The sequence below is a fragment of the Micromonospora sp. NPDC047756 genome (assembly GCF_055587245.1).
Genome location: NZ_JBVJGQ010000007.1, coordinates 361,880 through 383,693, shown reverse-complemented (window position 1 = coordinate 383,693; position 21,814 = coordinate 361,880). Strand labels below are relative to the sequence as shown.

The following is a 21,814-nucleotide window of genomic DNA, read 5'->3' as shown; positions in this document are numbered from 1 at the left end:
TTAACCCGGTGCGTCATCCATTTGTCGACGGCGACGTGCGGGCCTGACGTCTACCCGACAGAGCGGTGCCTCGTCGGCATTTTTTCGACTCGGCGCGGTCACCCGGTGAAATAGCAGGTCACACGCGGTGGAGCCGGCGAGAACGTCGCCGACACGCCGGCAGTGGGACGGTTCGTCGGGCGGCACCGGCCGACGGACCCCGTGAACTTCGAGATTGACCTGCACCGACATGTTTGCCAACGTGAGCGCGTCATTGCGCAGAGTCATATTCGCTGTTCAGCGCTGCGGCGGCCGGGCCACATCGGAGTCGCATCGGTCGCCGCGACAGCCCCCACCATCCCCCACAGAGCGGAGATACATCATGTCCGGTGGCAGCCTTCCCCGTACCGGTATGGGCGTTGTCACGATCGGCGGCGCGGCCGGTATCGGCAGCTACGCACTCCCCCTGCCGCTGACGATCGCCCTCACCGGAGCGGCCGCCGTCCTCGTCGGCTTCATCATGATCCGAATGACGTTCCGTCGTCAGCAGTCGGTCGGGCAGTGACCGCGAGCGTCACCAGGGGTCGTGTCCTGTTCGCCGCGGCGGTCGTCCTGGCCGCCGCGGCGGCGTGGACCGCCCATCACGTCCTCGCCGTTGTCGGCGCCATCGACGGAGGCGGTCACCGCTTCACCTTCGCGTACGCCGCCATGTTCCTGCTGCTGATCTGGCAGCTCGGCACCTCCTATCTGGAGAAACCCGCCGTGGTCACCGACCGGATGCAGGGGCAGCTCGACGCTCTGCACGTGGTGGCTGTCGTGCCGGCGTACAACGAGGATCCGGGCGCGCTGCGGGCCTGCCTCGAATCCATGATCTTCCAGACGCGCAAACCGAACACCATCTACGTGGTGGACGACGGGTCGAAGCTGACCGAGGGCTACCAGCCGATCAAGCGGTGGTTTCTCGACGTCGCCCCCGTCCACGGGATCATCGCCGCCTGGCACATCCAACCCAATGCCGGGAAGCGGCACGCCCAGGCCGCCGCGGTGCGCTCGACTCCGGCAGCCGACGTCTACTGGACGGTGGACTCGGACACCATCTCGGACCCGAACGCCCTCGGGGAGTTGCTGAAGCCCTTCGCCGACCCGGCGGTGCAGTCCGTCGCGGGGGTGGTGATGGCCGCGAACGTGCGCAGCAGCTTCCTCACCCGGTTCACCGACCTGTGGCTGGTGACCGGGCAGCTCACCGACCGGTCGTCGCTGTCGGTGTTCGGGTGTGTGTGGGTGAACTCGGGTCCGATCGCCGCCTACCGCGCGGAGGTGGTTCGCGACAACCTCGGGGCGTATCTGACCGAGACGTTCTTCGGCCAGCGGGTGCCCTTCTCCGACGACTCCCTGCTCACCCTCTTCGCGATGGTCCGGGGGCGCACCGTGCAGCAACCGTCCGCGTTCGCGTTCTCCCTCATGCCGGAGAACGCCGGGCACTTCTGCCGGATGTTCCTGCGCTGGATGCGCGGCAGCTTCATCAGGACCTGGTGGCGCGTCCGGTACCTGTCGTTGCGGTCGATCGCGTGGTGGCTGCACCTGCTGCGCTGGGCGGCCACGGTGGTCGCGACGGTGCTGTTCGTGGCGGTGGCGGTCCTGTCGCCGATCATCGACCCCAACCCGCGCGCGATTCCGTGGCTGGTGGCCGTGCCGTTGATCGTGGGGTACGGGCAGGCGCTCCGCTACATGACGGTACGGCGGTCGGACCAGTCGACGGCCTACCAGTGGGGCACCTGGCTCCTCACGCCCGTCGCCGTGGTGTTCGCCCTGGTCGTGTTGAGGGCGATCCGCTGGTACGGCGTCGCCACCTGCTGGCGCACCGGCTGGGGCACCCGCAAGAAGGTGGAAGTGGCGCTGGGTTCCTGACCACGCCCCGGGCCGATCCTGACACCCGGGTGAACTCCAGGTGAAACGTCACCGTTTCGTCGGCCCACTGCGAGGCAAGTCACGAAAACCTGCACGACCAGCCAACCGCGAACTATGGTCAGTACGACATCGTTTCGCGGGGGGTTGGGATGCTGGGTGGTCAGCAGGTGGGCGCGGGGGCCGGGGTGCCGGCAGCCCGGGCTCCGCGCTGCACCGACAGCGACCTGTTCACCGTCGTCATCGACACCCTGCGCGAGGTCGGCTTCGACCGGATGACCATCGACGCCGTCGCCGCCCGCGCCCACGTCAGCAAGGCCACCATCTACCGACGCTGGGACGGCAAGGCCGAGCTGGTCGTCGCCGCCCTGCGCGACCGGCAGGTGGGTGTGCACAACCCGCCCGACACCGGTTCCCTTCGCGGCGACCTGATCGAGTTGCTGCGGGCCACGGCCGCGATCTGCACGGCCGACTGCGACCTCATGCAGGCGTTGACCTTCGCCATGCGGACCAACCCGGAGCTGGAACGCCTGGTGCGTCACCAGGTGCTGCCGGCCGGGCGGGTGGCGACCACCGCCATCCTGGTCCGGGCCGCGTCGCGCGGGGAGATCCCGCCGGAGGCCGGCGAGCGGGAGCTGTTCCACGATCTTGCGCCCGCGCTCACCATGTCCCGCATCGTCGCGCACGGCCTACCCGCCGATGACGCGTTCCTCACCCAGGTCGTCGACCAGGTGCTGATCCCGGTGCTCCGCTATCAGCACGACCGTCCGTCGCCGGCCTGATTCACCGATATTCGCAACACGGAAGGCTTCACCATGCCCGGAACCACCTCGACCGCGCCCGGCGCGCCCAACGCCGGGCCGTCGACAGGCGCACCGCACCCGCGGCGCTGGATCGCGCTGGCGGTCATCGCGGTCTCACAGCTGATGGTCGTCCTGGACGCCACGATCGTGAACATCGCGCTGCCGCAGGCCCAGGCCGACCTGGGGATCACCGACGCGAACCGGCAGTGGGTGATCACCGCCTACACGCTGGCCTTCGGTGGTCTGCTGCTGCTCGGCGGTCGCATCGCGGACTACTGGGGGCGCAAGCGCACCTTCATCGTCGGCATGACCGGTTTCGCGCTCGCCTCCGCCCTGGGCGGACTGGCCACCACCGGTGAGATGCTCTTCGCGGCCCGCGCGTTGCAGGGCGCCTTCGGCGCGCTGCTCGCCCCGGCCGCACTGGCGCTGCTCACCGTCCTGTTCACCGAGGCCACCGAGCGGGCCAAGGCCTTCGCGGTGTACGGCGCGATCGCCGGCGGCGGGTCGGCGGTCGGCCTGCTCCTCGGCGGTGTGCTCACCGAGTACGCCGACTGGCGCTGGTGCCTGCTGGTCAACATCCCGGTCGCCGCCATCGCCATCGCGTTCGCGCTGCCACTGGTGCCGGAGAGCCGGGCCCACGGCAACACCCGCTACGACGTACCCGGTGCGATCGTGGTGACCGCCGGCCTGGTCTCCCTGGTCTACGGCTTCACCAAGGCGGCCGAGGACGGCTGGGACGCCACCGCGACGCTCGCCTTCATCGCCGCGGGCGTGGTGCTGCTCGCCGCCTTCGTGGTGATCGAGCTGCGCTCCAGCCACCCACTGCTGCCCCTGCGGATCCTGCTGGACCGCAACCGGGGTGGGGCGTTCCTCACCTCCACGCTGATCGGCGCCGGCCTGTTCGGGGCGTTCCTCTTCCTGACCTTCTACTTCCAGGTGGTGTTGCAGTACAAGCCCCTCGAAGCCGGTCTGGCATCTCTGCCGGTCACCGCCGGTGTGCTGATCGCCGCGGGTGGCGCCAGTCAGCTGATGCCCCGGTTGGGTGCCAAGCCGCTGATGGTCGCCGGTTCGGTGCTCGCCGCCCTGGGCATGCTGGTGCTGACCCAGATCGACGTGGACACCTCGTTCCTCACCCACCTGCTGCCCGCGCAGGTCGTCCTGGGCCTGGGGCTGGGCTTCACCTTCGTCCCGCTGTCCAGCCTCGCCCTGGTCGGGGTGCCGGAGCACGACGCCGGCGCGGCCAGCGCGACGCTCAACGCCACCCAGCAGATCGGTGGCTCGCTCGGCACCGCCCTGCTGAACACCTTCTACACCAGCGCGGTCGCCGCCTATCTGGTCGGCCGGGCGCCGAACCCGGTCAACCAGGTCGAGGCGCTGGTGCACGGCTACCGGGTGGCCTTCGCCTGGGGCGCGGCGCTGATCGTGCTCGCCGGGCTGGCCACGCTGGTCCTGGTGAAGGTCCGCAAGGAGGACATCCCGACCGGCAACACCGTGCACATGGGTTGAGCCTGACCGACGCGGCCGCCGGCCGGAACGCGCCCGACACCGGGGCGGGCCGGCCGGCGGCCACGTCCGGTAGCGTCCGGACCATCGTCGAAAATCCGTTTGAGGAGATCCATGTCGACCCCTGCTGACCAGATCATCACCGCTCTGCGCGCGGGCCACGAGGAGCTCGCCGCGCTCGTACGCGACCTCAAGGAGGACGACCTGCTGCGGCCGTCGGGGGCCAGCGAGTGGCAGGTCTCCCAGGTGCTGAGCCACCTGGGCAGCGGCGCCGAGATCAACCTGGCGACGCTGGACGCCGCCCGTTCCGGCGCACCCGGCCCGGACGGGGACTTCAACCGTGGCGTCTGGGCGCGCTGGGACGCGATGTCCCCGGCCGAGCACGCCGCCGGGTTCCTCGCCACCAACGAACGACTGGTCGAGGCGTACGAGGCGCTGGACGCCGAGACCCGGGCCTCGATGCGGATCGACCTCGGCTTCCTGCCGGAGCCGGTCGACGTGGCCACGGCGGCCCGCTTCCGGCTCAGCGAGTTCGCCCTGCACCAGTGGGACGCCGAGGTGGCGTTCAACCCGTTCGCGGCGGTGACGCCGGGGGCGGTGGCGCTGTTGCTCGACCAGATCGGCGGCATGCTGGCCTGGACCAGCCGGCCCCAGGAGCTGGCCGGCCGGGAGGCCACGGTGCTGGTCCGGCTGCACGCGCCCGAGCGGACGTTCGGGCTGCGGTTGGGCGAGAAGGTCGAGATCGTCGACGCGCCGGAGCGCCCCGACGGGGAGCTGGTGGCCCCGGCCGAGGCGTGGCTGCGGCTGGCCACCGGACGGCTGGGCTCCCAGCACACCCCCGGCGGGGTGCAGGTGAGCGGCCCGGTGACCCTCGACGACCTGCGCCGCGTCTTCGTCGGCTTCTGACCAGCGGCCGTGCGGGCCGGTCTCCCCGGCCCGCACGGCACGTCAGCCCTTCACGCAGATCACCTGCTTGAGGTGCGCGACCACCTCGACCAGGTCCTCCTGCTGAGCCATCACCTCGGTGATGTCCTTGTACGCGCCGGGGATCTCGTCGACCACCCCGGCGTCCTTGCGGCACTCCACCCCGGCGGTCTGCGCGGCCAGGTCGTCGGTGCTGAAGGTCCGCTTGGCCTGCGCCCGCGACATCCGACGTCCCGCCCCGTGCGACGCCGAGCAGTACGCGTCCGGGTTTCCCCGCCCCCGCACGATGTACGACCCGGTGCCCATCGACCCGGGGATGATGCCCAGGTCACCCCGGCCGGCCCGGATGGCGCCCTTGCGGGTCACCAGCACGTCCACCCCGTCGTAGCTCTCCTCCGAGACGTAGTTGTGGTGGCAGCTTATGGACTCGTCGTAGCCGACCTGCGGGAAGTGCTCACGCACCACGCCGCAGAGCAGGGCCAGCATGACCGCCCGGTTGCGCCGCGCGTACTCCTGCGCCCACCACAGGTCCCGCCGGTACGCGTCCATCTCGGGCGTCCCGGCGAGGAACACGGCCAGGTCCCGGTCGGGAAGGTCGGCGTTGTGCGGCAGCCTCCGGGCCACCCCGATGTGCCGCTCGGCCAGCTCCTTGCCGATGTTGCGGGACCCGGAGTGCAGCATCAGCCAGACCCGCCCCTCGTCGGCGCCGCCCTGCTCCAGGCAGACCTCGATGAAGTGGTTGCCCCCGCCGAGGGTGCCGATCTGCCGCTGCGCCCGCGTCTCCAGCTGCGCCACCCGCCGGTCCAGGCCGGCGAACCGACCCCAGAAGTCGTCCCAGCCGGCCTGCTCCAGGCCCCGGATCCGACGGGTGTCGACCGAGTCGGTGCGCTGGGCGAAGCCGACCGGGATGGTGGCCTCGATCGCGGAGCGCAGCCCGGCCAGGTCGTCCGGCAGGTCGGCGGCGGTCAGCGAGGTACGCACCGCCGACATCCCGCAGCCGATGTCGACGCCGACCGCGGCCGGCGAGACGGCCTGCCGCATCGCGATCACCGAGCCGACCGTGGCGCCCTTGCCGAAGTGCACGTCGGGCATGACGGCGACACCCTGCACCCAGGGCAACGCGCCGATGTTACGCAGTTGCTTGGCGGCCTGCGGCTCGATGGCGTACGGGTCGGTCCAGACCCGGACCGGTGCCCGGGTACCGGCGAGGGGGGTGAATCCCATCGTGGTCTTCCTTCTGTCGTGCGGTGACCGTTAGTGATCATATTTGGCGGCCAGCGGCGGTGCGCGGATACGAAACGGCCGCCCGATCCCGGTGGGATGGGCGGCCGACGGACGCGTCAGCGTCGGCGTCAGTCGCGCCACCCCGGCTCGGTGCGCCGCGCTGGGCGGTAGGCACGGGCATCGGCGGTGATCTGCAAAGGGGTGCCGGCAAGGAGCAGGCACCAGCGGGCGTCGGTGCGGACGCGTCGCGACATGGCGTACTCCCTCCGGGTTGTTCGGTTGACGGTGCACCGACGACAGTAGGAGGGCTGCGGACCGTCCGCAATGGATATGCATTTCGACCACCGCCAGCGGGCAGAGCGCACAGTAAGGCTTGGCCGCCGCCCACAGGGATCGCTGAGGCGGTCACCGCATGCCAGGCGGCTGCGGAGCCGACGTGGCTGCTCGACCCACAGCGGCGGGAGTACCTCCCTGCGGACTCCAACATCGTTCGACCGGTCGAAGCTCGTGCGGCAAACCCCGCGCGGCAAGTGACGGTTCCGCTTACCGCGAGTAGCGTGCCAGGTGGCGGCCGTCGGAGTAGAGACCCGCGACACCGCCATTCGGGTCCTCTACCCCGAAGGCAGGCACGCCGTGACCGACCCGTCGTTCGCCGAGCGGATGCGACAACTTCGCGACGCGCAGCACGTCTCCCTGCGCAATCTCGCCAAGATCACCTACCACGGCAAGTCGTACCTGCACGAGTTGGAGACCGGCATGAAAACGCCCACCATCCACGTCGCGCAACGCATCGACGCCACCGCGGCTGCCGCAGTCCGACTCGCAGGTGGAGTGGGCTCGGTGCGGCCAGCGCAACGCCTGAATTCGTTCCTCAACCGGGTGGAGCCGCACACCGGGATGCAGTGCGTTGCTGAGCTTCGGGCCTTGGCCGCCGAGATGTCTACTCGTCCTCGACGGTCTGTCTGACCCAGGCCAGGTAGGCAGCCGAGCCGTGAGCGATCGGCACGGCGGTGACCTGCGGGTTGTCCCACGGGTGAGCGTCGATCAGGTACGCCTCCAATTGCGGGTACCTGTTGGTCGTGGTGTACAGCAGCACCTGCCACTCTTCGCTCGTGCCCTGCTCGCCGAGGTGCCAGAACACGGACGCCACAGGCCCGACCACCTGCGCGCCCGCCGCCAGGCGTGCCGCTGTCGCCCCTCCGGCCAGCGTCATCGCCGCATCACGGGTCGGCGTGGCCGTTGACACCTGCACGTAGTCGCTCACCCGCACAGGCTAGCGGGGAGGGTGTCCGCGGACAGGTGCGGACAGTCGGCGGACAACCGCATCCGTTCGACTGCCACTGATCCCACGTAGCGTCGCGATCACGGCACGGCGGTGGTGAACATCCGAACCTGACGCGATGCGTGCGACCACTACCGCCATTCCGCGGAAGGGCGAGGGCATCCGTGCCGGAGATGACCGGACGACCTATCAACCACTGACGGAGGGGCACCGATGATGTCCGAGGTACCGACGACCATCCGGGCGGCCAACGCCCTTCACGCGGAACGCTCGGTGGCGGCGCTGGACACCCGGTTGGGCGGCGAGCACATGCCTCGCCGTCCGCAGTGGGACTGCCAGGCGTGCGAGCAAGACTGGCCGTGCGACCCGGCGCGTATGCGGTTGGCCGAGGAGTTCGGAGCCAGCCGGGTGAGCCTCGCGATGTACGTCGGTGGGTTGCTCGACGTGGCTCTGGCAGAGTTGCCGACCGTCGCCACGGCTGACCTCTACGAGAGGTTCGTGTCGTGGACCCGATGACCGCAACGAAGTGGCGCCACCTTCGGCTGAAGGGCGGGGCCCTCCACACGCCGCCCGGGTACGCCTGCACGCGTCGGCCGAGACCATGGCGCAACGGATCCCCACCGCTGCGGGTCTGTTGGAGGCGATCGACGAGCGGACCTGCCTGCTGCACACCGGCGGCGAGTCGCTGGGAAACCTCGCCGCCTTCCTCGGCACCCTGGCTGTCGACTTCGACGTGCTCGACCCACCGGAGCTGCGCGCCGTCGTCCGGGACGTCGCCGCCCGGTTCACGCGCGCCGCTCAGGTGTCGTAGAGGCCGTCCCAGGGTGGATCGAAACCCAGCTCGTCCGGGACGAACTCGGCGTGGTCCTCGCCGTCGTAGTCCGCCGAGCCGTCGATCAGCCCGAAGACGTGCCCGTCGACGGTGACCTGGAACAGCCCGATCGAGATGTCGTCGAAGACCCGTTCGGGCAACGCGTCGAGCCCCTCGGCGAGGCGAGCCTCGGCCCGATCGATCGAGGCTTCCTCGTCTTCGCTGGTGCCGGCGAACCAGATGTCCGAGTCGGTGTGCACGCCGTCGGCGTCGAACCGGTGCAGCACCGCGTACCAGCGCTTGTGGCGATACCAGTTGTCTTCGGCTCCGGCACCGTCCTCCAGTGTGGCGGTGACGGAGCCGAAGAACTGGCCCTTGTCGTACCGGCCGATGTGGCGGGTGTGATAGTCGGGCTCGTACGCGATCGGCACGCGGTCGGGAATCGCCATGCCGCGAGGCTATCGGCGACCTACGACATGGGCACCAGGCGGAAGGACTGCGCGGCGGTGCCGTTGCAGGCGTACTGGATGAGCTGGACGCTGTCCGCCGTGGACGCGCCCGGCACGTCGAGACACTTGCCGCTGGAGCGGTTGACCAGGCGGTAGTAGCCGCCGCCCTCGGGCTCGGCCCGCCACTGCTGGTTGTTGCCGCCGCTGTAGGACCAGAGCTGGATGGGTGCCGAGTCGGCTGTCGACCGGTCGGTCACGTCGAGCACCTGAGCGCTGTTGTTGCGGTTGTTGACCCGCAGGTATCCGCCGCTGGTCGGCACGAACTGGTACTGCTGCGCGGTGCTGCTGTTGCACGCGTACTGCTGGATGGCTGTGCCGTTCGCGCTGGCCGCGGCCCGCGCGTCCACGCACTTGCCGTTGCCCCGGTTGACGACCGTGTGCCAGGCGGTCGGCGAGATGCCGTCCGACGGCGGGGGCGTGGTCGGCGGGACGGCACCGACACCGGCCAGCCAGTGCAGTCCGTCGATCAGCAACTGGTTCTGCTGCGGGCTGTCGAAGGTGGATGAGAGCCCGGTGTTGGTGTTGTAGTTCATCGCGTTGTGGCCGAAGTTGGCGTAGAGCATCTTGTACTGCCGGTTGCTCCAGACCAGCGGGTAGTAGCCGCCGTACCAGGACTGGTTGGGGTCGGTGCCGACCGGGAAGCTGGACGGGTCGACCGAGGCGAGGATGTCGATGTTGGGGTTCTGCCGCAGGTCGTTGCTCCAGGAGTACCACTCGCTGATCGACGACGAGAACGTCGCCGGGAGGTTGCGGGTGGCGGCGTGGGTGCGGTTGTCGGCGCGCATCGTGACCCGGGTGGGTCCCCAGGTGTTCGTCTGGAACGAGCCGGTGCCGAGGAAGGTGTTGTAGTACCAGCTCCAGCTCGACGGGTTGGTGGTGAACGCGCTGACGTGGAAGCCCAACCACCCCCCGCCGTTCTGCACGTACTGCTGGAAGGCGGCGCGTTGTGCGGCGGGCGGCGCGTCGTCGAGGAACATGACGACCTTGTACTGGGCCAGGTTGGAGGTGTTCAGCAGGCTCCAGTTGTTGGTGGCCTCCCAGGAGAATCCGTGCTGGGCGGCGGCCTGCGGAAACCAGGCCCGGGCGTCCTTGACGAAGTCGATGTGCGCGGCGTCCCAGGTGCCGTTGTAGAAGGCCAGGACCTTGAACGTCGGCGCGGCCTGCGCGCTTCGCGAGGCGCTGACCGCGACACCGGCGGTCAGCGCGACGACCAGGGCGACGAACAATGACAGGATTCGTCTGGTACGGGAGGAGAGTTCTGCGATCACCTGATCGTCCCTTCGGTGGGGACGCGCGCCGCCGCGTCGAGGTACATCTGTTCACAAGGTTTACAGATAGACGAAAGGTTATTCCTCTGACCTGATCGCGTCAATCGCCGATCGCCCGAACGGGTGGGATTCCTGCGCCAGCGGGTAACCCGGCCCGGTGACCAGCCCGGACGGCGTCGACGTCGACCAGCCGCTCGCCGTGGACGTGCCCGCCGCGCCGCACGACGCCAGCGGCGAACACGTGCCGACCCGCGACCTAGCCGGCCTCGCGCCGCCGACCCGCTCGGCGCGCCGCTGGACCCCGAGCCGCGTGGTCGCCACCCCCGCCGCGCTCGACCACCCGCACGGCCAACGGATCGTCGACCGGGTGCGGGCACTCGGGATCGAGGTGGAACACCTGCGCGCCAACCGGCTCACCGGGGTACGCGGGCAGACCGATCGGGAGACCTACGCCCGGGCCAAGTCGACGATGGCGATAGTGGTCAGCCCACCCTCGCGGCGCGTACTGCAACCCATCGCGCCCAGCGCCGACTGGCGGGTCGACCTGGCCGAGGGCTGCCCGGCGCACTGCCAGTACTGCTACCTCGCCGGATCCCTGTCCGGCCCGCCGGTGACCCGGGTGTACGCGGACCTCGACGACATCCTCACCGGGCTGGCCGCGTACGCCGGGCGCGGCACGGTGACCAGCCGCAACGCGCGGCGCGCCGACGAGGGCACCACCTTCGAGGCGTCCTGCTACACCGACCCGCTCGCCCTGGAGCACCTGACCGGCAGTTGGCGCCGCGCGGTGCAGCACTTCGCCGACTGGGACGCTCCCGTGCAACTGCGCTGGACCACCAAGTACGCCGATGTGGACACCTTCGTCGGGCTGCCGCACGCCGGCCGGACCCGGGTCCGCTTCAGCGTCAACTGCGCCCCGGTGAGCGGTCGGTTCGAGGGCGGCACCGCCCGGGTGCCGGACCGGTTGGCCGCGCTGCGCCGGCTCGCCCTGGACGGCTACCCGGTCGGGCTGACCATCGCGCCGATCATCGCGCTGCCGCAGTGGCGGGAGCACTACGGCGAACTGCTCGACCAGGTCCGCGCGGCGGTCGACGGGGTGCCCGACCTGGACCTGACCGCCGAGCTGATCACCCACCGGTTCACGCCGGGCAGCAAGGAGGTGCTGCTCGGCTGGTACCCGGGCACCCGGCTGGAGATGGACGAGGAGTCCCGCACCCGCAAGCACGGCAAGTTCGGTGCGGTGAAGTACGTCTACCCGCGTGAGCAGATGACCGAGCTGCGCGAGTGGTTCACCGCCGAACTCACCGCCCGCGTGCCGGCCTGCCGGATCCTCTACTGGACCTGAGGTCAGCCGACCGAGGAGCGGGCGACCGGTGCGGCGAAGAACGTGTCCGGGTACGGCTCGTCGCGCAGGCTGTAGTGCCACCACTCACGGTCGTAGTTGACGAACCCGGCGTCGGTCATCAGCCGCCGCAACAGGCGACGGTTGTCCCGCGCCGTTCCGCTGATGCGGGGGTCGGCCGTGTGCGCCCGCGAGTCGAAGCAGTCGAAGCCCGTACCCATGTCGATGCTGTTGTCCCCGAAGCGCTGCCCGCGCGGCGCGGTGCAGGCGACCAGCGGTTGCCCGACCCGGTACGGAGGTTGGCTGGCGGCGGGCTCGTCGACGAGGGTGAGGTCCAGGGTGCTGCCGCGGCTGTGGGCGGTGGGCGCGCCGATGTAACCGTCGGCGAAGAGCCGGTTCTTGGCCAGGTCCGGGTAGAACTCGGCCTTGGTCTGTTGCTCGTCGGGGCGCTTCGACCAGGCGACGAAGTCGTCCACCGCCGGTTGCGGGCGGTAGCAGTCGTACACCTTGAGGCTGTGCCCACCGGTCAGCGCGGCGTCCTCTACGCGGCGCAACGCCTCGGCCGCCTGCCGGGTGAGCAGGCACAGCGGCTCGCGGTAGCCGGCGATCGGTCGGCCGACGAAGTTGTGCGGTGTGGCGTACCGGACGTCGGCGTGGATGCGCGGGTCGAGGTCGGTCAGCACCACGAACCCGGGTAGCGGGGCCGGCACGGAGGTGGACGGAGTCGGCGTGGGTGTGGGGCTCGCCGACGTCGGCTGCGGCCCGGCCGGCGCGGGGCGGGGCTCCGGCCGCGAGCAGCCGACCAGCGACGCGGCGAGCGCGAGCACGACGGCCAGGCGGTAGCGCACGAGTTCTGTCTATCAGCCCGACCAGGGCCGCCATCCCCGGATCCATCCGGCCGGCTGACCGAAAGTAACCGGAAGATCTCCGGAACTTTTCCGCAACTCAAGCAAAGCTTCGGTCGGTCTGGCGTGTCGTCAACCCCCATCGGTGAGGCAAGATGACGCGTGGAACGGGCACGCCGTTTCGGGACACACGGTGGGCGACGCCTGGTGGTCGTTCCTCCGGCTCGGTGAAGGAGACGCGGGTGGGCGCGGACGACGGACGCAGGGTGACCATCACCGCGATCGCACGGGAGGCCGGAGTGTCGGTGCCGACCGTGTCACGCGTGCTCAACGGACGCTCCGATGTGGCCCCGGACACCCGGGAACGGGTCGAGGAGTTGTTGCGCCACCACGGCTACCGGCGTCGCACCAGCCGCAGCGTTCGCCGTGCCGGCCTCGTCGACCTGGTCTTCAACGACCTGGACAGCCCCTGGGCCGTGGAGATCATCCGTGGCGTGGAGGACGTCGGGCACGGCGCGGGCGTCGGCACCGTGGTCTCCGCTATCCACCGGCAGCCGACCGCGGCCCGGCAGTGGTTGCAGAACCTGCGCACCCGGGCCACCGACGGTGTCATCTTCGTGACCTCGCACCTGAGCCCGCCGCTGCACGCGCAACTGCGTCGCCTCAACGTGCCGGTGGTGGTCGTGGACCCGGCCGGCGTGCCGGCCATGGAGGTGCCCACGATCGGCGCCACCAACTGGGCCGGCGGGCTCGCCGCGACAGAACATCTCCTCGCGATCGGGCACCGGCGCATCGGTTTCGTGGCCGGGCCGACGCACCTGCTGTGCAGCCGGGCCCGGCTCGACGGGTACCGGGCCGGATTGGAGGCCGCCGGGGTGCCGGTGGACGACGCGCTGATCTACCCGGGCGACTTTTACCACGCTTCCGGTTTCGCCGGCGGGACCGCGCTGCTCGACCTCGCCGACCCGCCGACCGGCATCTTCGCCTCCAGCGACCAGATGGCCTTCGGCGTCTACGAGGCCATCCGGCGTCGCGGGCTGCGCGTGCCGGACGACGTGAGCGTGGTGGGGTTCGACGACCTGCCGGAAGCCCGCTGGGCCTCACCGCCGCTGACCACCGTGCGCCAACCGTTGGTCGAGATGGGACGGTTGGCGGCCCGGACCGTGCTGCGCCTGGCCCAGGGCGAGGGCATCGACTCGCCCCGGGTGGAACTCGCCACCGAGTTGGTCGTGCGGGACAGCACCGCCGCCCCGCTGACCGGGTCGCCCGCCTCGGCGTGACGGCCTGGCCTGCGCCGGAAACCGGTTGGACCGGTTCCGGTCCGTTCCCGAAAATTCCGGCGGAGCCGCCCACAACCGGGAGCCGCCCACGGCGGAACCGTTCGCCCTCCATGGCGTCGTAGCCCACCTCGACCACCCGGCGCGGTGAGCGACCGACGGTCACCCACCGCGCCGCACCCTCAGTGGTGGTGGTGCCAGCGGACGGCCTTGCGGATGGTCACCGGCAGGGCGGGCGCGCCGTCGACCGGTGCCGGGTCCTCGGCGGTCGGTGCCACTCCCCCGGCGGCGATCCGGTCCAGCGTGGCCAGGCCCGCCCCGTCGACCTCGCCGAAGATCGTGTAGTTGGGGCGCAGGGCGGAGTTGGCGTAGACCAGGAAGAACTGGCTGCCGTTGGTGTCCGGCCCGGCGTTGGCCATGGCCAGCACGCCACGGGCGTACACCCGGCGCTCGCCGGTCGGGTCGGTGGGCGCGGGCGGTAGGTCGGTGGGCAACTCGTCGCGGTACCGGTAGCCCGGGCCGCCCTCACCGGTGCCGGACGGGTCACCGCACTGCAGCACGCTCAGCGTGGGGTACGCGGTGAGCCGGTGGCACGGGGTGCGGTCGTAGAACCGCTTGCTCACCAGGTGCAGGAAGCTCTGCACCGTGCACGGCGCCGCGGCCCGGTCCAGTGTCAACCCGATGGGCCCGTGGTTGGTCGCCAGGGTCACCCGGACACTGCCCCGGGCCGGGGTGCGTCGCGGGTCGGGCGGCAGCGGCACCGGCCGGGCCGCGGGTTCGTCCGGGGTCTCGGTGTACGCGCACGGGCCGTGGGTGGTGCGCGGTGGCCGGTCGGCGGCGTCCGAGACCACGGACGGCGCGGCGGAAGCACCGTCGGCGCCGGCCGGCGCGGCGACCGCGCTCGCGGACGCGCCGACGAGCAGCGCCCCGGCTAACACCGTCACCCCCGCGAGGCGGGTCAGGGCGCGCACCGGTCGGCGGGGTGCCGCCACTGCCGGGCGCGGTTCGAGTTCACTCGACACAGGGATCCTCCTGGACTGGTGGGGCCAGAAAGACCGGAGTCTATGGAGGGCAGCGCCCGATGTCGATCCGTCAGGGCATCCGGCGGCGACGCCGCCACAGCACGCCGCCCATCAACGCCACCACCGTCGCGCCGCTCACCGCGATCACCGACCAGAGCCACCCCGAGCCGCTGGGCGCGGGCCCGCTGGCCGCCGCCGGTCGGGGCGCGCCGGGTGCCGCCAGCGCGGACGGCGCCGCGGACGGGGTGGCGGTCAGCTCGCCGGGCTCGACCAGTCGACCCACGGCGGCGTCGCGCGGCAGCGTGAAACCCCAGTCCAGGAGGGCCGCGCCCTGCTCCCAGCCGCGTACGGGTGCCGATTCGGCGCCCAGCAGGGTCACCACCAGCCGCCGCCCGCCCCGTTCCGCCGCCCCCACGTAGGTGTGCCGGGCCAGGTCGGTGAAGCCGGTCTTGCCGCCGAGCGCCCCCGGGTACCGGTAGATGAGCTGGTTCTCGTTCTGAATCTCGAAGCCCTTGGTGCGTTGCGCCGGCTGGACCGGAATCGACGCCTGCTCGGTCAGCGCGTACCGACGGAAGTTCGCTTCGGCGAAGCAGACACGGGCGATCAGCGCCAGGTCGTACGCGCTGGTGAACTGCCCCCTGCCGTCCAGACCGGACGGGGTGACCGCGTGCGTCTGGAGCGCGCCGAGGTGGTGGGCCTGCTCGTTCATGGCGCGGACGCCGGCGGCGCTGTCCGTTCCGCTGCCGAGTCGCGCGAGGGCGTTGGCGGCCTCGTTGCCGGAGTTGAGCAGCAACCCGAGCCAGATGGTCTCGATGGTGTACCGGCCGCCCGCGACGAGGCCCACGGCCGAGGAGCCGGGTTCGATGTTCATGTCCGCGTCGGTGACGGTGACGACCTGCTTCGGGTCGAGCCTGGGCAGCATGGTGGCCGCCAGCAGGAGCTTCTGCACGCTCGCCGGTGTGCCGTACTCGTGGGGGCCGCAGCCGCCGAGCACCTGGCCGCTGTCCAGGTCGGCGACCAGCCACGACGTGGCGGTGACCTTCGGCGGCGCGGGGACGCCGGCCGGCACGACCAGGCCGGCGGTGTCCAGCGCCGCGCCGCCGATCGCCCGTTGCTCTCCGACGGCGGGCGGGGGCGACGGCCGGGGTGGGCGGGACGCCGCCGGCACCGGAACCCGGGGGCAGCGCACCGTCGGCGCGGCGGACGCTCCCGTCGCACCGACCGGCACGGGAGCGAGCAGGACGGCGGACGTCGTGGCCGCCAGCAGCGCAGCTCTCATGTGCCCGACCCTAGTCAGAAGGATCGACCGGCGGGACGGATGCCGATCAACTCGCGTCGCCGCGAGCGCGCAGGTAGTCGTGCAGGGCGGCGCTGCCCCGCAGTCGGCGCAGGCTGCGGGTGTGCAGCTCCTGCTCGCGGCGGGCCAGCTCGGCGCGGACCCGCTGGGCGCTGCCGGTGGTGCGCAGCTCGCCCAGCACCGCGGCGATGATCTCGAACGGGTACGCGCCGCGGCGCAGCAACGCGATGACCTGCGCCGCGCGTAGCTCCGCCTCGTCGTACACCCGGTAGTTGGTCCCCGGGGTGCGCCCCGGCCGCAGCAGCTCGCGCTCCTCCCACAGCCGCAGCTGCGAGGTCCGGACCCCGACCAGGGCGGCGACCTCGCCGATGCGGGCGCCGTGGCGTGGTGCGGGTCGGGTCGCCGGTGGGCTGGCCAGCACGGTCTCGAAGGCGCCGAGCACCCGGCGAATCTCGGCGCGTTCCCGGTCCAGCTCGGCGTGGCCGCCGTCGAGCGCCGCCAGGGCCGCCGGCAGGTCACCCGCGTGCACCGCCGCCATGATCTCCCGGGTACGGCTCCAACCGTGCCCCTCGGCCAACCGCCGCGCCACGGTCAGCGCCCGGGCGTGCTCGGTGGTGAAGATCCGGTAGCCGCTGGCGGTGCGGCGCACCGGCGGCAACACCCCCAACTCGACGTAGTTGCGCACCTGCTGCACCGAGATCCCGACGGTGGCGGCCAGGTCCACGGCGCGCAGCCGATCCTTCGAGGCGACGTCCACGCGAGCCACCGTACCGCTTACGACGTGATTTGAGACTTTCCTGGACGTAGCTCCGCAGCCTCTGCTCAGCTCTCACCAGAACTATCTACATGGGGATGAATGAGACAATGGAACCCGCCAGTGCCCGGCGGGGCAAAGTCCCGCCACGACTCCGTGAAGGGTTCGCATGTCGCAGCCAGCATGGTCCGCCGCCGACAGCCACGACATGATCGAGGTACGCGGAGCGCGGGAGAACAACCTCGCCGACGTCTCGGTCGACATCCCCAAACGCCGGCTGACCGTCTTCACCGGTGTCTCCGGGTCGGGCAAGTCGTCGCTGGTCTTCGGCACCATCGCCGCCGAGTCCCAGCGGATGATCAACGAGACCTACAGCGCGTTCCTCCAGTCGTTCATGCCGAACCTCAACCGGCCGGACGTCGACTCGCTGCGCAACCTCAGCGCCGCCATCGTCGTCGACCAGGAGCGGATGGGGAGCAACTCCCGCTCCACCGTCGGCACCGCCACCGACGCGTACGCGATGCTGCGGATCCTCTTCAGCCGGCTCGGCCACCCGACCATCGGCGGCGCAGGGGCGTTCAGCTTCAACCTGCCCGAAGGCATGTGCCCCACCTGCGAGGGGCTGGGCCGGGTCTCCGACCTCGACGTCAACGAGCTGGTCGACGTCGAGCGCTCCCTCAACGACGGCGCGATCACGGTGCCGAACTTCGCTGTCGACTCCTGGTACTGGCAGACCATCGTCGGCTCCGGCCTGTTCGACCCGGACGTCAAACTCCAGGACTTCACCCCGCAACAGTGGGAGGACTTCCTGCACAAGCCGGCCACCAAGATCAAGGTAGGCAGCAACAACTGGACGTACGAAGGGCTGGCGGTCAAGGTCAAGCGGCTCCTCCTGACCAAGGACCGCGAGTCGATGCAACCGCACATCCGCGCCTTCGTCGACCGGGCGGTCACCTTCACCAGCTGCGGCGACTGCGGCGGCACCCGACTCAACGCGGCGGCCCTGTCGTCCCGGATCGCCGGGCTCACCATCGCCGACTGCTCGGCCATGCAGATCAGCGACCTGGCCGCGTTCGTCCGCACCGTCGACGACCCGGGAGCCGCGCCACTCGTCGCCAACCTACGCGACCTGCTGGACTCCCTGGTCGAGATCGGTCTGGGCTACCTCAGCCTGGACCGCGAGTCGGCGACCCTCTCCGGCGGCGAGGCGCAACGGGTGAAAATGGTCCGCCACCTCGGCTCCAGCCTCTCCGACGTCACCTACGTCTTCGACGAACCCACCGTCGGCCTGCACCCCCACGACATCGCCCGGATGAACGACCTGCTGCTGCGGCTGCGCGACAAGGGCAACACCGTGCTGGTGGTGGAACACAAACCGGAAACCATCGCCATCGCCGACCACGTGGTCGACCTCGGACCGGGCGCCGGCACCGACGGTGGTCGGATCTGCTTCACCGGCGACATCCCCGGCCTGCGCCGCTCCGGCACCCTCACCGGGCGGCACCTGGACCACCGGGTGAGGGTGCGCGCGGCGGTACGTCAACCCACCGGGCAACTCGCCATCCGCCAGGCCGACCTGCACAACCTGCACGACGTGGACGTGGACATCCCGCTCGGGGTCCTCACCGTGGTCACCGGCGTGGCCGGCTCCGGCAAGAGCTCACTGATCCACGGCTCGCTGCGCGGCCGGGCCGGGGTCGTCATCGTCGACCAGTCCCCGATCCGCGGCTCACGACGCAGCAACCCGGCCACCTACACCGGGCTGCTCGACCCGATCCGCACCGCCTTCGCCAAGGCCAACGGGGTCAAGGCCGCGCTGTTCAGCGCCAACTCCGAGGGCGCCTGCCCAACCTGCAAGGGAATCGGCCTCATCTACACCGACCTGGCGATGATGGCCGGCGTCGCGAGCGTCTGCGAACGGTGCGAGGGGCGGCGCTTCACCGACACGGTGCTCACGTACACGCTGCGTGGCAAGAACATCCACGAGGTGCTGACCATGTCCGTCACCGAGGCGTACGCGTTCTTCCCCAGCGGGGCGGCCCACCTCATCCTCGGCCGGTTGGTCGACGTCGGGCTGGGCTACCTCAGCCTGGGCCAGCCGCTGACCACCCTGTCCGGCGGCGAGCGGCAACGACTCAAGCTCGCCATCCACCTGGCCGAGAAGACCACCACGTACGTCCTCGACGAGCCGACCACGGGCCTGCACCTGGCCGACGTGGACCAACTGCTGGCCCTACTCGACCGGATGGTCGACGCCGGAAACACGGTGATCGTCATCGAGCACCACCAAGCTGTCATGGCTCACGCCGACTGGCTCATCGACCTCGGCCCCGGCGCCGGCCACGACGGTGGCCGCATCGTCTTCACCGGCACACCGGCCGAACTGGTCGCCACCGGCGACACCCTGACCGCCAAGCACCTCCGCGAGTACGTCAACGACCCGGCGGTGATCGGCCAGGGCTGACACCGGTACCCGCCACCAGCCGACGCGCTGCCGCCGGCCGGCGCGCTACGACCAGTCGGCGCGCTGCGGCCAGCCGACGCGCTGCGGCGACGGGTGCCGGCACGGGCGGCTGCTGTAAGGCGGTGCCAGTAGCGCCATTACGGCGGTGCTTGCGGTCCGCCGCTGCGGCGGTGCTTGCGGTCCGGCGGCGGGGCGGTGCTTGCGGTCCGCCGCTGCGGCGGTGCTTGCGGTCCGGCGGCGGGGCGGTGCTTGCGGTCCGCCGCTGCGGCGGTGCTTGCGGTCCGCTGCTGCGGCGGTGCTTGCGGTCCGCTGCTGCGGCGGTCCGCCGGGTGCGGCGGTGCGGCGGTGCGGCGGTGCGGCGGTGCGGCGGTGCGGCGGTGCCAGTGGACGCGGTCGGCTGGCCCGGCGTCACGGTGGCGGGTACGGCGGCGCTCCGACCGGCTGCGGTCTAGCGGGCGGCGGTCTAGCGGGCGGCGGTCTAGCGGGCGGCCTCAGGCGACGCGGCGCAGCCAGCGCCGCTGCCAGGGGGTTTCGACCGCCTTCGGGTGGTAACCGGCCCGCACCCACGGCACCGCCCGCTCGACCGGCAGACCGTCGAGGATCGCCAGGGCGGCCAAGGCCGTTCCGGTGCGGCCCAGCCCACCCCGACAGGCCACCTCGACACGTTCACCGTTGTGGGCCCGTCGCAGCGCCTCCCGCAGAACGTCGAGGGCTTCGGCGCGGTCGAGCGGCACCCAGAAGTCGGGCCAACGGATCCGCCGGTACGCCCAGGCGGGTTCCGGGCCAGGCGCCAGCAGCACGGCGAAGTCGGCGGGCGAGGTCGCGGCAGCGACGCGGCGACCGCGCACCGTCGCCCCACTGGGGAGTACGAGTACGCCCGGCTGCTCGGACCACGACTGTGCGTCAGTCACCCCGACATTGTGCCGCGACGCTCCGACAGGTGACTACAGACAGCGCCGCCCCCGGCTGAAGGGCCGGGGGCGGCGCTGGTGTCGGTGTGCAGGTCGCCTCTCGGCGAGTGGCACGACGCGGCTCCAGCCGAACGGTATTCCGCGAGGGCGATATTAGGTGAGGCCCGGGGACACTGAGTCACACCGACACCCTCCACAACCAGCCCGCCGGCGCTGTTGTTCCCGCACCTCGGCCTGCCCACCCCTCCGGTTGCCGCCTTGCGATCACACCACCCGCCGTTTCGCGCCGCCCCGCGCTGGTGCCACCCCGTAGCGCTGGTGTCGCCCGCCCGCCCCGCCCAGGTGCCGTGGTGCCGTGGTGCCGTGGTGCCGTGGTGCCGTGGTGCCGTGGTGCCGTGGTGCCGTGGTGCCGCAACGATGGCCGCGGCCGCCCACTCCGGCCGTACCGCCTGCCGGCGTTGACCAGCTCGGCCGGGCGGGGCGCACAGACGGGCGCAAAGACGCAGCGCACAAACGGCGCGCACAAACGGGGCGCACGAATGGAGCGCCTTAACGCCCGCTGCATCACCGGTGGTATGGCGGTCGGTCTCAACGCCCGGCCGCTCTGCCGGACCGTTCGGCCGCCGGGGGTTTCATCGCTGCACGCCGGTCGCCTCACGGCCGCGAGACCCGCTCTCGCGCCGCGCCTGCGGCCCACAATCAACGAGATCTTGGACACTTTCCGCTCTCGCTCTCGCTTGACGGAAACTGTCCAAGATCTGCCGAAAAGCTACCGGCACCATCCGCTGCGCCGTCGCGCATCCGCCTTCGGGCTCGCCCGGCGTCGCGGCACCCATGACCAATGACATATGCCTGCCACTGGAGACGGAAGCGCCGCTGGCACTCACGACCAGCGACCAACGACATGTGCCTGCCACCCGGAAACGGAAGCGCCGCTGGCCGGCACCTCGGGTTGCGGGTGCCGGCCAGCGGTTCGGTGTGGCGCTGTGCTGTGGTGCCGTGCGGTGGTGCTGTGGTGCTGTGCGGTGGTGCTGTGGTGCGGTGCTGTGGTGCCGTGCGGTGGTGCTGTGGTCGTGCGGTAGTGCTGTGCGGTGGTGTCGGGTGCTTGTCGTGCGGTGGTGCGGGTCAGCTGTTCCAGTGCTGGGCGACGAGGTCGGTGGCCTGCTGTTCCCACTGGGCGTAGGCGTCCGGGTAGGCCGACACCTGCACCGTCTGCGCGGCGTCGGTCAGCGGCATGTCCTGCCACCCGTCGACCTGCTTCAGACCCTTCAAGAAGGCGGTGGTGGAGTACTCGGGGTTAGTGATCTGCTCCGGCGTACCCCAACCCGAACTCGGGCGTTGCTGGAACAGGCCCAGCGAGTCGTGGTCGTTCCTATCACCCAGGTGGCCCAGGTTTTCCAGCTTGGACTCCTGCAGGCTCGTCGCGATCGAGATGACCGCGGCCCGCTCGGGCAGGCCGGCCTTCTTCGTCGCGGCGATGATCGCCTTGACGTTGGCGGTCTGCTCGTCGTTGAGGCTGATGTGGGACTGGTCGCCCTGCGGCTTCGGCGCGGCCGACTGCACCGCCACGGCGACGGGCTTGGCATCAACCGGGGTGGCGGCGTGGGCGGCGATCGGACCGGCGAACACACCACCGGTGAACGCGAGACCCGCAACGGACAGAACGCTCTTACGCATGATCGTGTTCATGGGGG

At 71.0% G+C, this 21,814-nt stretch carries 22 protein-coding genes; 11 read left to right on the top strand and 11 right to left on the bottom strand.

The features are described from left to right. Positions 1–361: 361 nt before the first annotated feature. From ACZ6NZ_RS24930 to ACZ6NZ_RS24910, 5 genes are all read left to right on the top strand, one after another. Complete coding sequence (locus ACZ6NZ_RS24930) at positions 362–544, top strand: hypothetical protein (RefSeq protein WP_366613047.1); 183 nt, start codon at positions 362–364, stop codon at positions 542–544. Then, on the top strand, positions 541–1,887 hold the full coding sequence (locus ACZ6NZ_RS24925; protein ID WP_465860431.1) for a glycosyltransferase: 1,347 nt from the start codon (positions 541–543) through the stop codon (positions 1,885–1,887). The genes ACZ6NZ_RS24930 and ACZ6NZ_RS24925 overlap by 4 nt, the downstream gene beginning before the upstream one ends. 149 nt (positions 1,888–2,036) lie before the next feature. Next, a complete protein-coding gene (locus ACZ6NZ_RS24920) occupies positions 2,037–2,666 on the top strand; it encodes a TetR/AcrR family transcriptional regulator (protein WP_357204021.1) in 630 nt (209 codons plus the stop codon). Between the two features lie 33 nt (positions 2,667–2,699). Then, entirely contained in the window at positions 2,700–4,193 is a 1,494-nt protein-coding gene (locus ACZ6NZ_RS24915; RefSeq protein ID WP_366613051.1) for an MFS transporter, read from the top strand. A 111-nt stretch (positions 4,194–4,304) separates the two neighbouring features. Continuing rightward, the gene (locus ACZ6NZ_RS24910; protein ID WP_465860429.1) at positions 4,305–5,096 is read left to right on the top strand and encodes a maleylpyruvate isomerase family mycothiol-dependent enzyme; all 792 of its coding nucleotides are present in this window, start codon (positions 4,305–4,307) and stop codon (positions 5,094–5,096) included. Positions 5,097–5,138: 42 nt separating this feature from the next. Here ACZ6NZ_RS24910 and ACZ6NZ_RS24905 read toward each other — a convergent pair whose 3' ends face one another. Further along, positions 5,139–6,338, bottom strand: coding sequence for an RtcB family protein (locus ACZ6NZ_RS24905; RefSeq protein WP_465860427.1), 1,200 nt, complete (start codon positions 6,336–6,338; stop codon positions 5,139–5,141). Positions 6,339–6,466: 128 nt separating this feature from the next. Beyond that, complete coding sequence (locus ACZ6NZ_RS24900; protein WP_465860426.1) at positions 6,467–6,592, bottom strand: hypothetical protein; 126 nt, start codon at positions 6,590–6,592, stop codon at positions 6,467–6,469. 379 nt (positions 6,593–6,971) lie between these two features. On the opposite strand from ACZ6NZ_RS24900, the gene ACZ6NZ_RS24895 reads away from it, so the two are divergent. After that, positions 6,972–7,304, top strand: coding sequence for a helix-turn-helix domain-containing protein (locus tag ACZ6NZ_RS24895; RefSeq protein ID WP_465860424.1), 333 nt, complete (start codon positions 6,972–6,974; stop codon positions 7,302–7,304). Here the strand turns inward: ACZ6NZ_RS24895 and cutA are convergent. Next, a complete protein-coding gene (gene cutA, locus ACZ6NZ_RS24890) occupies positions 7,279–7,602 on the bottom strand; it encodes a divalent-cation tolerance protein CutA (RefSeq protein WP_465860423.1) in 324 nt (107 codons plus the stop codon). The genes ACZ6NZ_RS24895 and cutA overlap by 26 nt on opposite strands. Positions 7,603–7,836: 234 nt before the next feature. Here cutA and ACZ6NZ_RS24885 point away from each other — a divergent pair, with 234 nt between their 5' ends. Beyond that, complete coding sequence (locus tag ACZ6NZ_RS24885; RefSeq protein WP_366613061.1) at positions 7,837–8,136, top strand: flavin reductase; 300 nt, start codon at positions 7,837–7,839, stop codon at positions 8,134–8,136. Beyond that, a complete protein-coding gene (locus tag ACZ6NZ_RS24880) occupies positions 8,051–8,431 on the top strand; it encodes a WCX domain-containing protein (RefSeq protein WP_465860422.1) in 381 nt (126 codons plus the stop codon). Before ACZ6NZ_RS24885 ends, ACZ6NZ_RS24880 begins: the two co-directional genes overlap by 86 nt. On the opposite strand, the gene ACZ6NZ_RS24875 is transcribed toward ACZ6NZ_RS24880, so the two are convergent. Together ACZ6NZ_RS24875 and ACZ6NZ_RS24870 are read right to left on the bottom strand one after the other, a co-directional pair. Continuing rightward, positions 8,419–8,880: a hypothetical protein gene (locus ACZ6NZ_RS24875; RefSeq protein ID WP_465860421.1), complete on the bottom strand. Its 462-nt coding sequence runs from the start codon at positions 8,878–8,880 to the stop codon at positions 8,419–8,421. The two genes, ACZ6NZ_RS24880 and ACZ6NZ_RS24875, sit on opposite strands and share 13 nt — an antisense overlap. Before the next feature lie 20 nt (positions 8,881–8,900). Further along, entirely contained in the window at positions 8,901–10,208 is a 1,308-nt protein-coding gene (locus ACZ6NZ_RS24870; RefSeq protein ID WP_465860419.1) for an RICIN domain-containing protein, read from the bottom strand. A gap of 157 nt (positions 10,209–10,365) precedes the next feature. On the opposite strand from ACZ6NZ_RS24870, the gene ACZ6NZ_RS24865 reads away from it, so the two are divergent. Then, a complete protein-coding gene (locus ACZ6NZ_RS24865; RefSeq protein WP_465860418.1) occupies positions 10,366–11,553 on the top strand; it encodes a spore photoproduct lyase family protein in 1,188 nt (395 codons plus the stop codon). 2 nt (positions 11,554–11,555) lie between these two features. Here ACZ6NZ_RS24865 and ACZ6NZ_RS24860 read toward each other — a convergent pair whose 3' ends face one another. Beyond that, positions 11,556–12,398 carry a M15 family metallopeptidase gene (locus ACZ6NZ_RS24860; protein WP_465860417.1) on the bottom strand — a complete coding sequence of 281 codons (843 nt, stop codon included), beginning with the start codon at positions 12,396–12,398 and terminating at the stop codon, positions 11,556–11,558. Between the two features lie 239 nt (positions 12,399–12,637). Between ACZ6NZ_RS24860 and ACZ6NZ_RS24855 the strand changes: the two genes are divergently transcribed. Further along, the gene (locus ACZ6NZ_RS24855) at positions 12,638–13,675 is read left to right on the top strand and encodes a LacI family DNA-binding transcriptional regulator (RefSeq protein ID WP_366613073.1); all 1,038 of its coding nucleotides are present in this window, start codon (positions 12,638–12,640) and stop codon (positions 13,673–13,675) included. A 179-nt stretch (positions 13,676–13,854) separates the two neighbouring features. On the opposite strand, the gene ACZ6NZ_RS24850 is transcribed toward ACZ6NZ_RS24855, so the two are convergent. From ACZ6NZ_RS24850 to ACZ6NZ_RS24840, 3 genes are all read right to left on the bottom strand, one after another. Continuing rightward, a complete protein-coding gene (locus ACZ6NZ_RS24850; protein ID WP_465860415.1) occupies positions 13,855–14,694 on the bottom strand; it encodes a peptidylprolyl isomerase in 840 nt (279 codons plus the stop codon). 70 nt (positions 14,695–14,764) lie between these two features. Further along, positions 14,765–15,973, bottom strand: coding sequence for a D-alanyl-D-alanine carboxypeptidase family protein (locus ACZ6NZ_RS24845; protein WP_465860414.1), 1,209 nt, complete (start codon positions 15,971–15,973; stop codon positions 14,765–14,767). Between the two features lie 46 nt (positions 15,974–16,019). After that, positions 16,020–16,748, bottom strand: a complete 729-nt coding sequence (locus ACZ6NZ_RS24840; protein WP_465860413.1) for a MerR family transcriptional regulator — start codon at positions 16,746–16,748, stop codon at positions 16,020–16,022. 166 nt (positions 16,749–16,914) lie between these two features. Between ACZ6NZ_RS24840 and ACZ6NZ_RS24835 the strand changes: the two genes are divergently transcribed. Beyond that, the gene (locus tag ACZ6NZ_RS24835) at positions 16,915–19,209 is read left to right on the top strand and encodes an ATP-binding cassette domain-containing protein (protein WP_465860411.1); all 2,295 of its coding nucleotides are present in this window, start codon (positions 16,915–16,917) and stop codon (positions 19,207–19,209) included. A 491-nt stretch (positions 19,210–19,700) separates the two neighbouring features. Here ACZ6NZ_RS24835 and ACZ6NZ_RS24830 read toward each other — a convergent pair whose 3' ends face one another. Together ACZ6NZ_RS24830 and ACZ6NZ_RS24825 are read right to left on the bottom strand one after the other, a co-directional pair. Further along, positions 19,701–20,120, bottom strand: coding sequence for a protein-tyrosine phosphatase family protein (locus tag ACZ6NZ_RS24830; protein WP_465860410.1), 420 nt, complete (start codon positions 20,118–20,120; stop codon positions 19,701–19,703). A 1,125-nt stretch (positions 20,121–21,245) separates the two neighbouring features. Then, complete coding sequence (locus tag ACZ6NZ_RS24825; RefSeq protein ID WP_465860409.1) at positions 21,246–21,809, bottom strand: hypothetical protein; 564 nt, start codon at positions 21,807–21,809, stop codon at positions 21,246–21,248. Between the last annotated feature and the right edge of the window lie 5 nt (positions 21,810–21,814).

What these genes read in the sequence shown, in the direction of transcription:
- ACZ6NZ_RS24875 (WP_465860421.1), bottom strand. Translation starts at nt 8,880, where the DNA reads ATGGCGATTCCCGACCGCGTGCCGATCGCGTACGAGCCCGACTATCAC.
- ACZ6NZ_RS24845 (WP_465860414.1), bottom strand. Translation starts at nt 15,973, where the DNA reads ATGAGAGCTGCGCTGCTGGCGGCCACGACGTCCGCCGTCCTGCTCGCT.
- ACZ6NZ_RS24885 (WP_366613061.1), top strand. Translation starts at nt 7,837, where the DNA reads ATGTCCGAGGTACCGACGACCATCCGGGCGGCCAACGCCCTTCACGCG.
- ACZ6NZ_RS24930 (WP_366613047.1), top strand. Translation starts at nt 362, where the DNA reads ATGTCCGGTGGCAGCCTTCCCCGTACCGGTATGGGCGTTGTCACGATC.
- ACZ6NZ_RS24915 (WP_366613051.1), top strand. Translation starts at nt 2,700, where the DNA reads ATGCCCGGAACCACCTCGACCGCGCCCGGCGCGCCCAACGCCGGGCCG.
- ACZ6NZ_RS24910 (WP_465860429.1), top strand. Translation starts at nt 4,305, where the DNA reads ATGTCGACCCCTGCTGACCAGATCATCACCGCTCTGCGCGCGGGCCAC.
- ACZ6NZ_RS24825 (WP_465860409.1), bottom strand. Translation starts at nt 21,809, where the DNA reads ATGAACACGATCATGCGTAAGAGCGTTCTGTCCGTTGCGGGTCTCGCG.
- ACZ6NZ_RS24900 (WP_465860426.1), bottom strand. Translation starts at nt 6,592, where the DNA reads ATGTCGCGACGCGTCCGCACCGACGCCCGCTGGTGCCTGCTCCTTGCC.
- ACZ6NZ_RS24920 (WP_357204021.1), top strand. Translation starts at nt 2,037, where the DNA reads ATGCTGGGTGGTCAGCAGGTGGGCGCGGGGGCCGGGGTGCCGGCAGCC.
- ACZ6NZ_RS24905 (WP_465860427.1), bottom strand. Translation starts at nt 6,338, where the DNA reads ATGGGATTCACCCCCCTCGCCGGTACCCGGGCACCGGTCCGGGTCTGG.
- ACZ6NZ_RS24835 (WP_465860411.1), top strand. Translation starts at nt 16,915, where the DNA reads ATGTCGCAGCCAGCATGGTCCGCCGCCGACAGCCACGACATGATCGAG.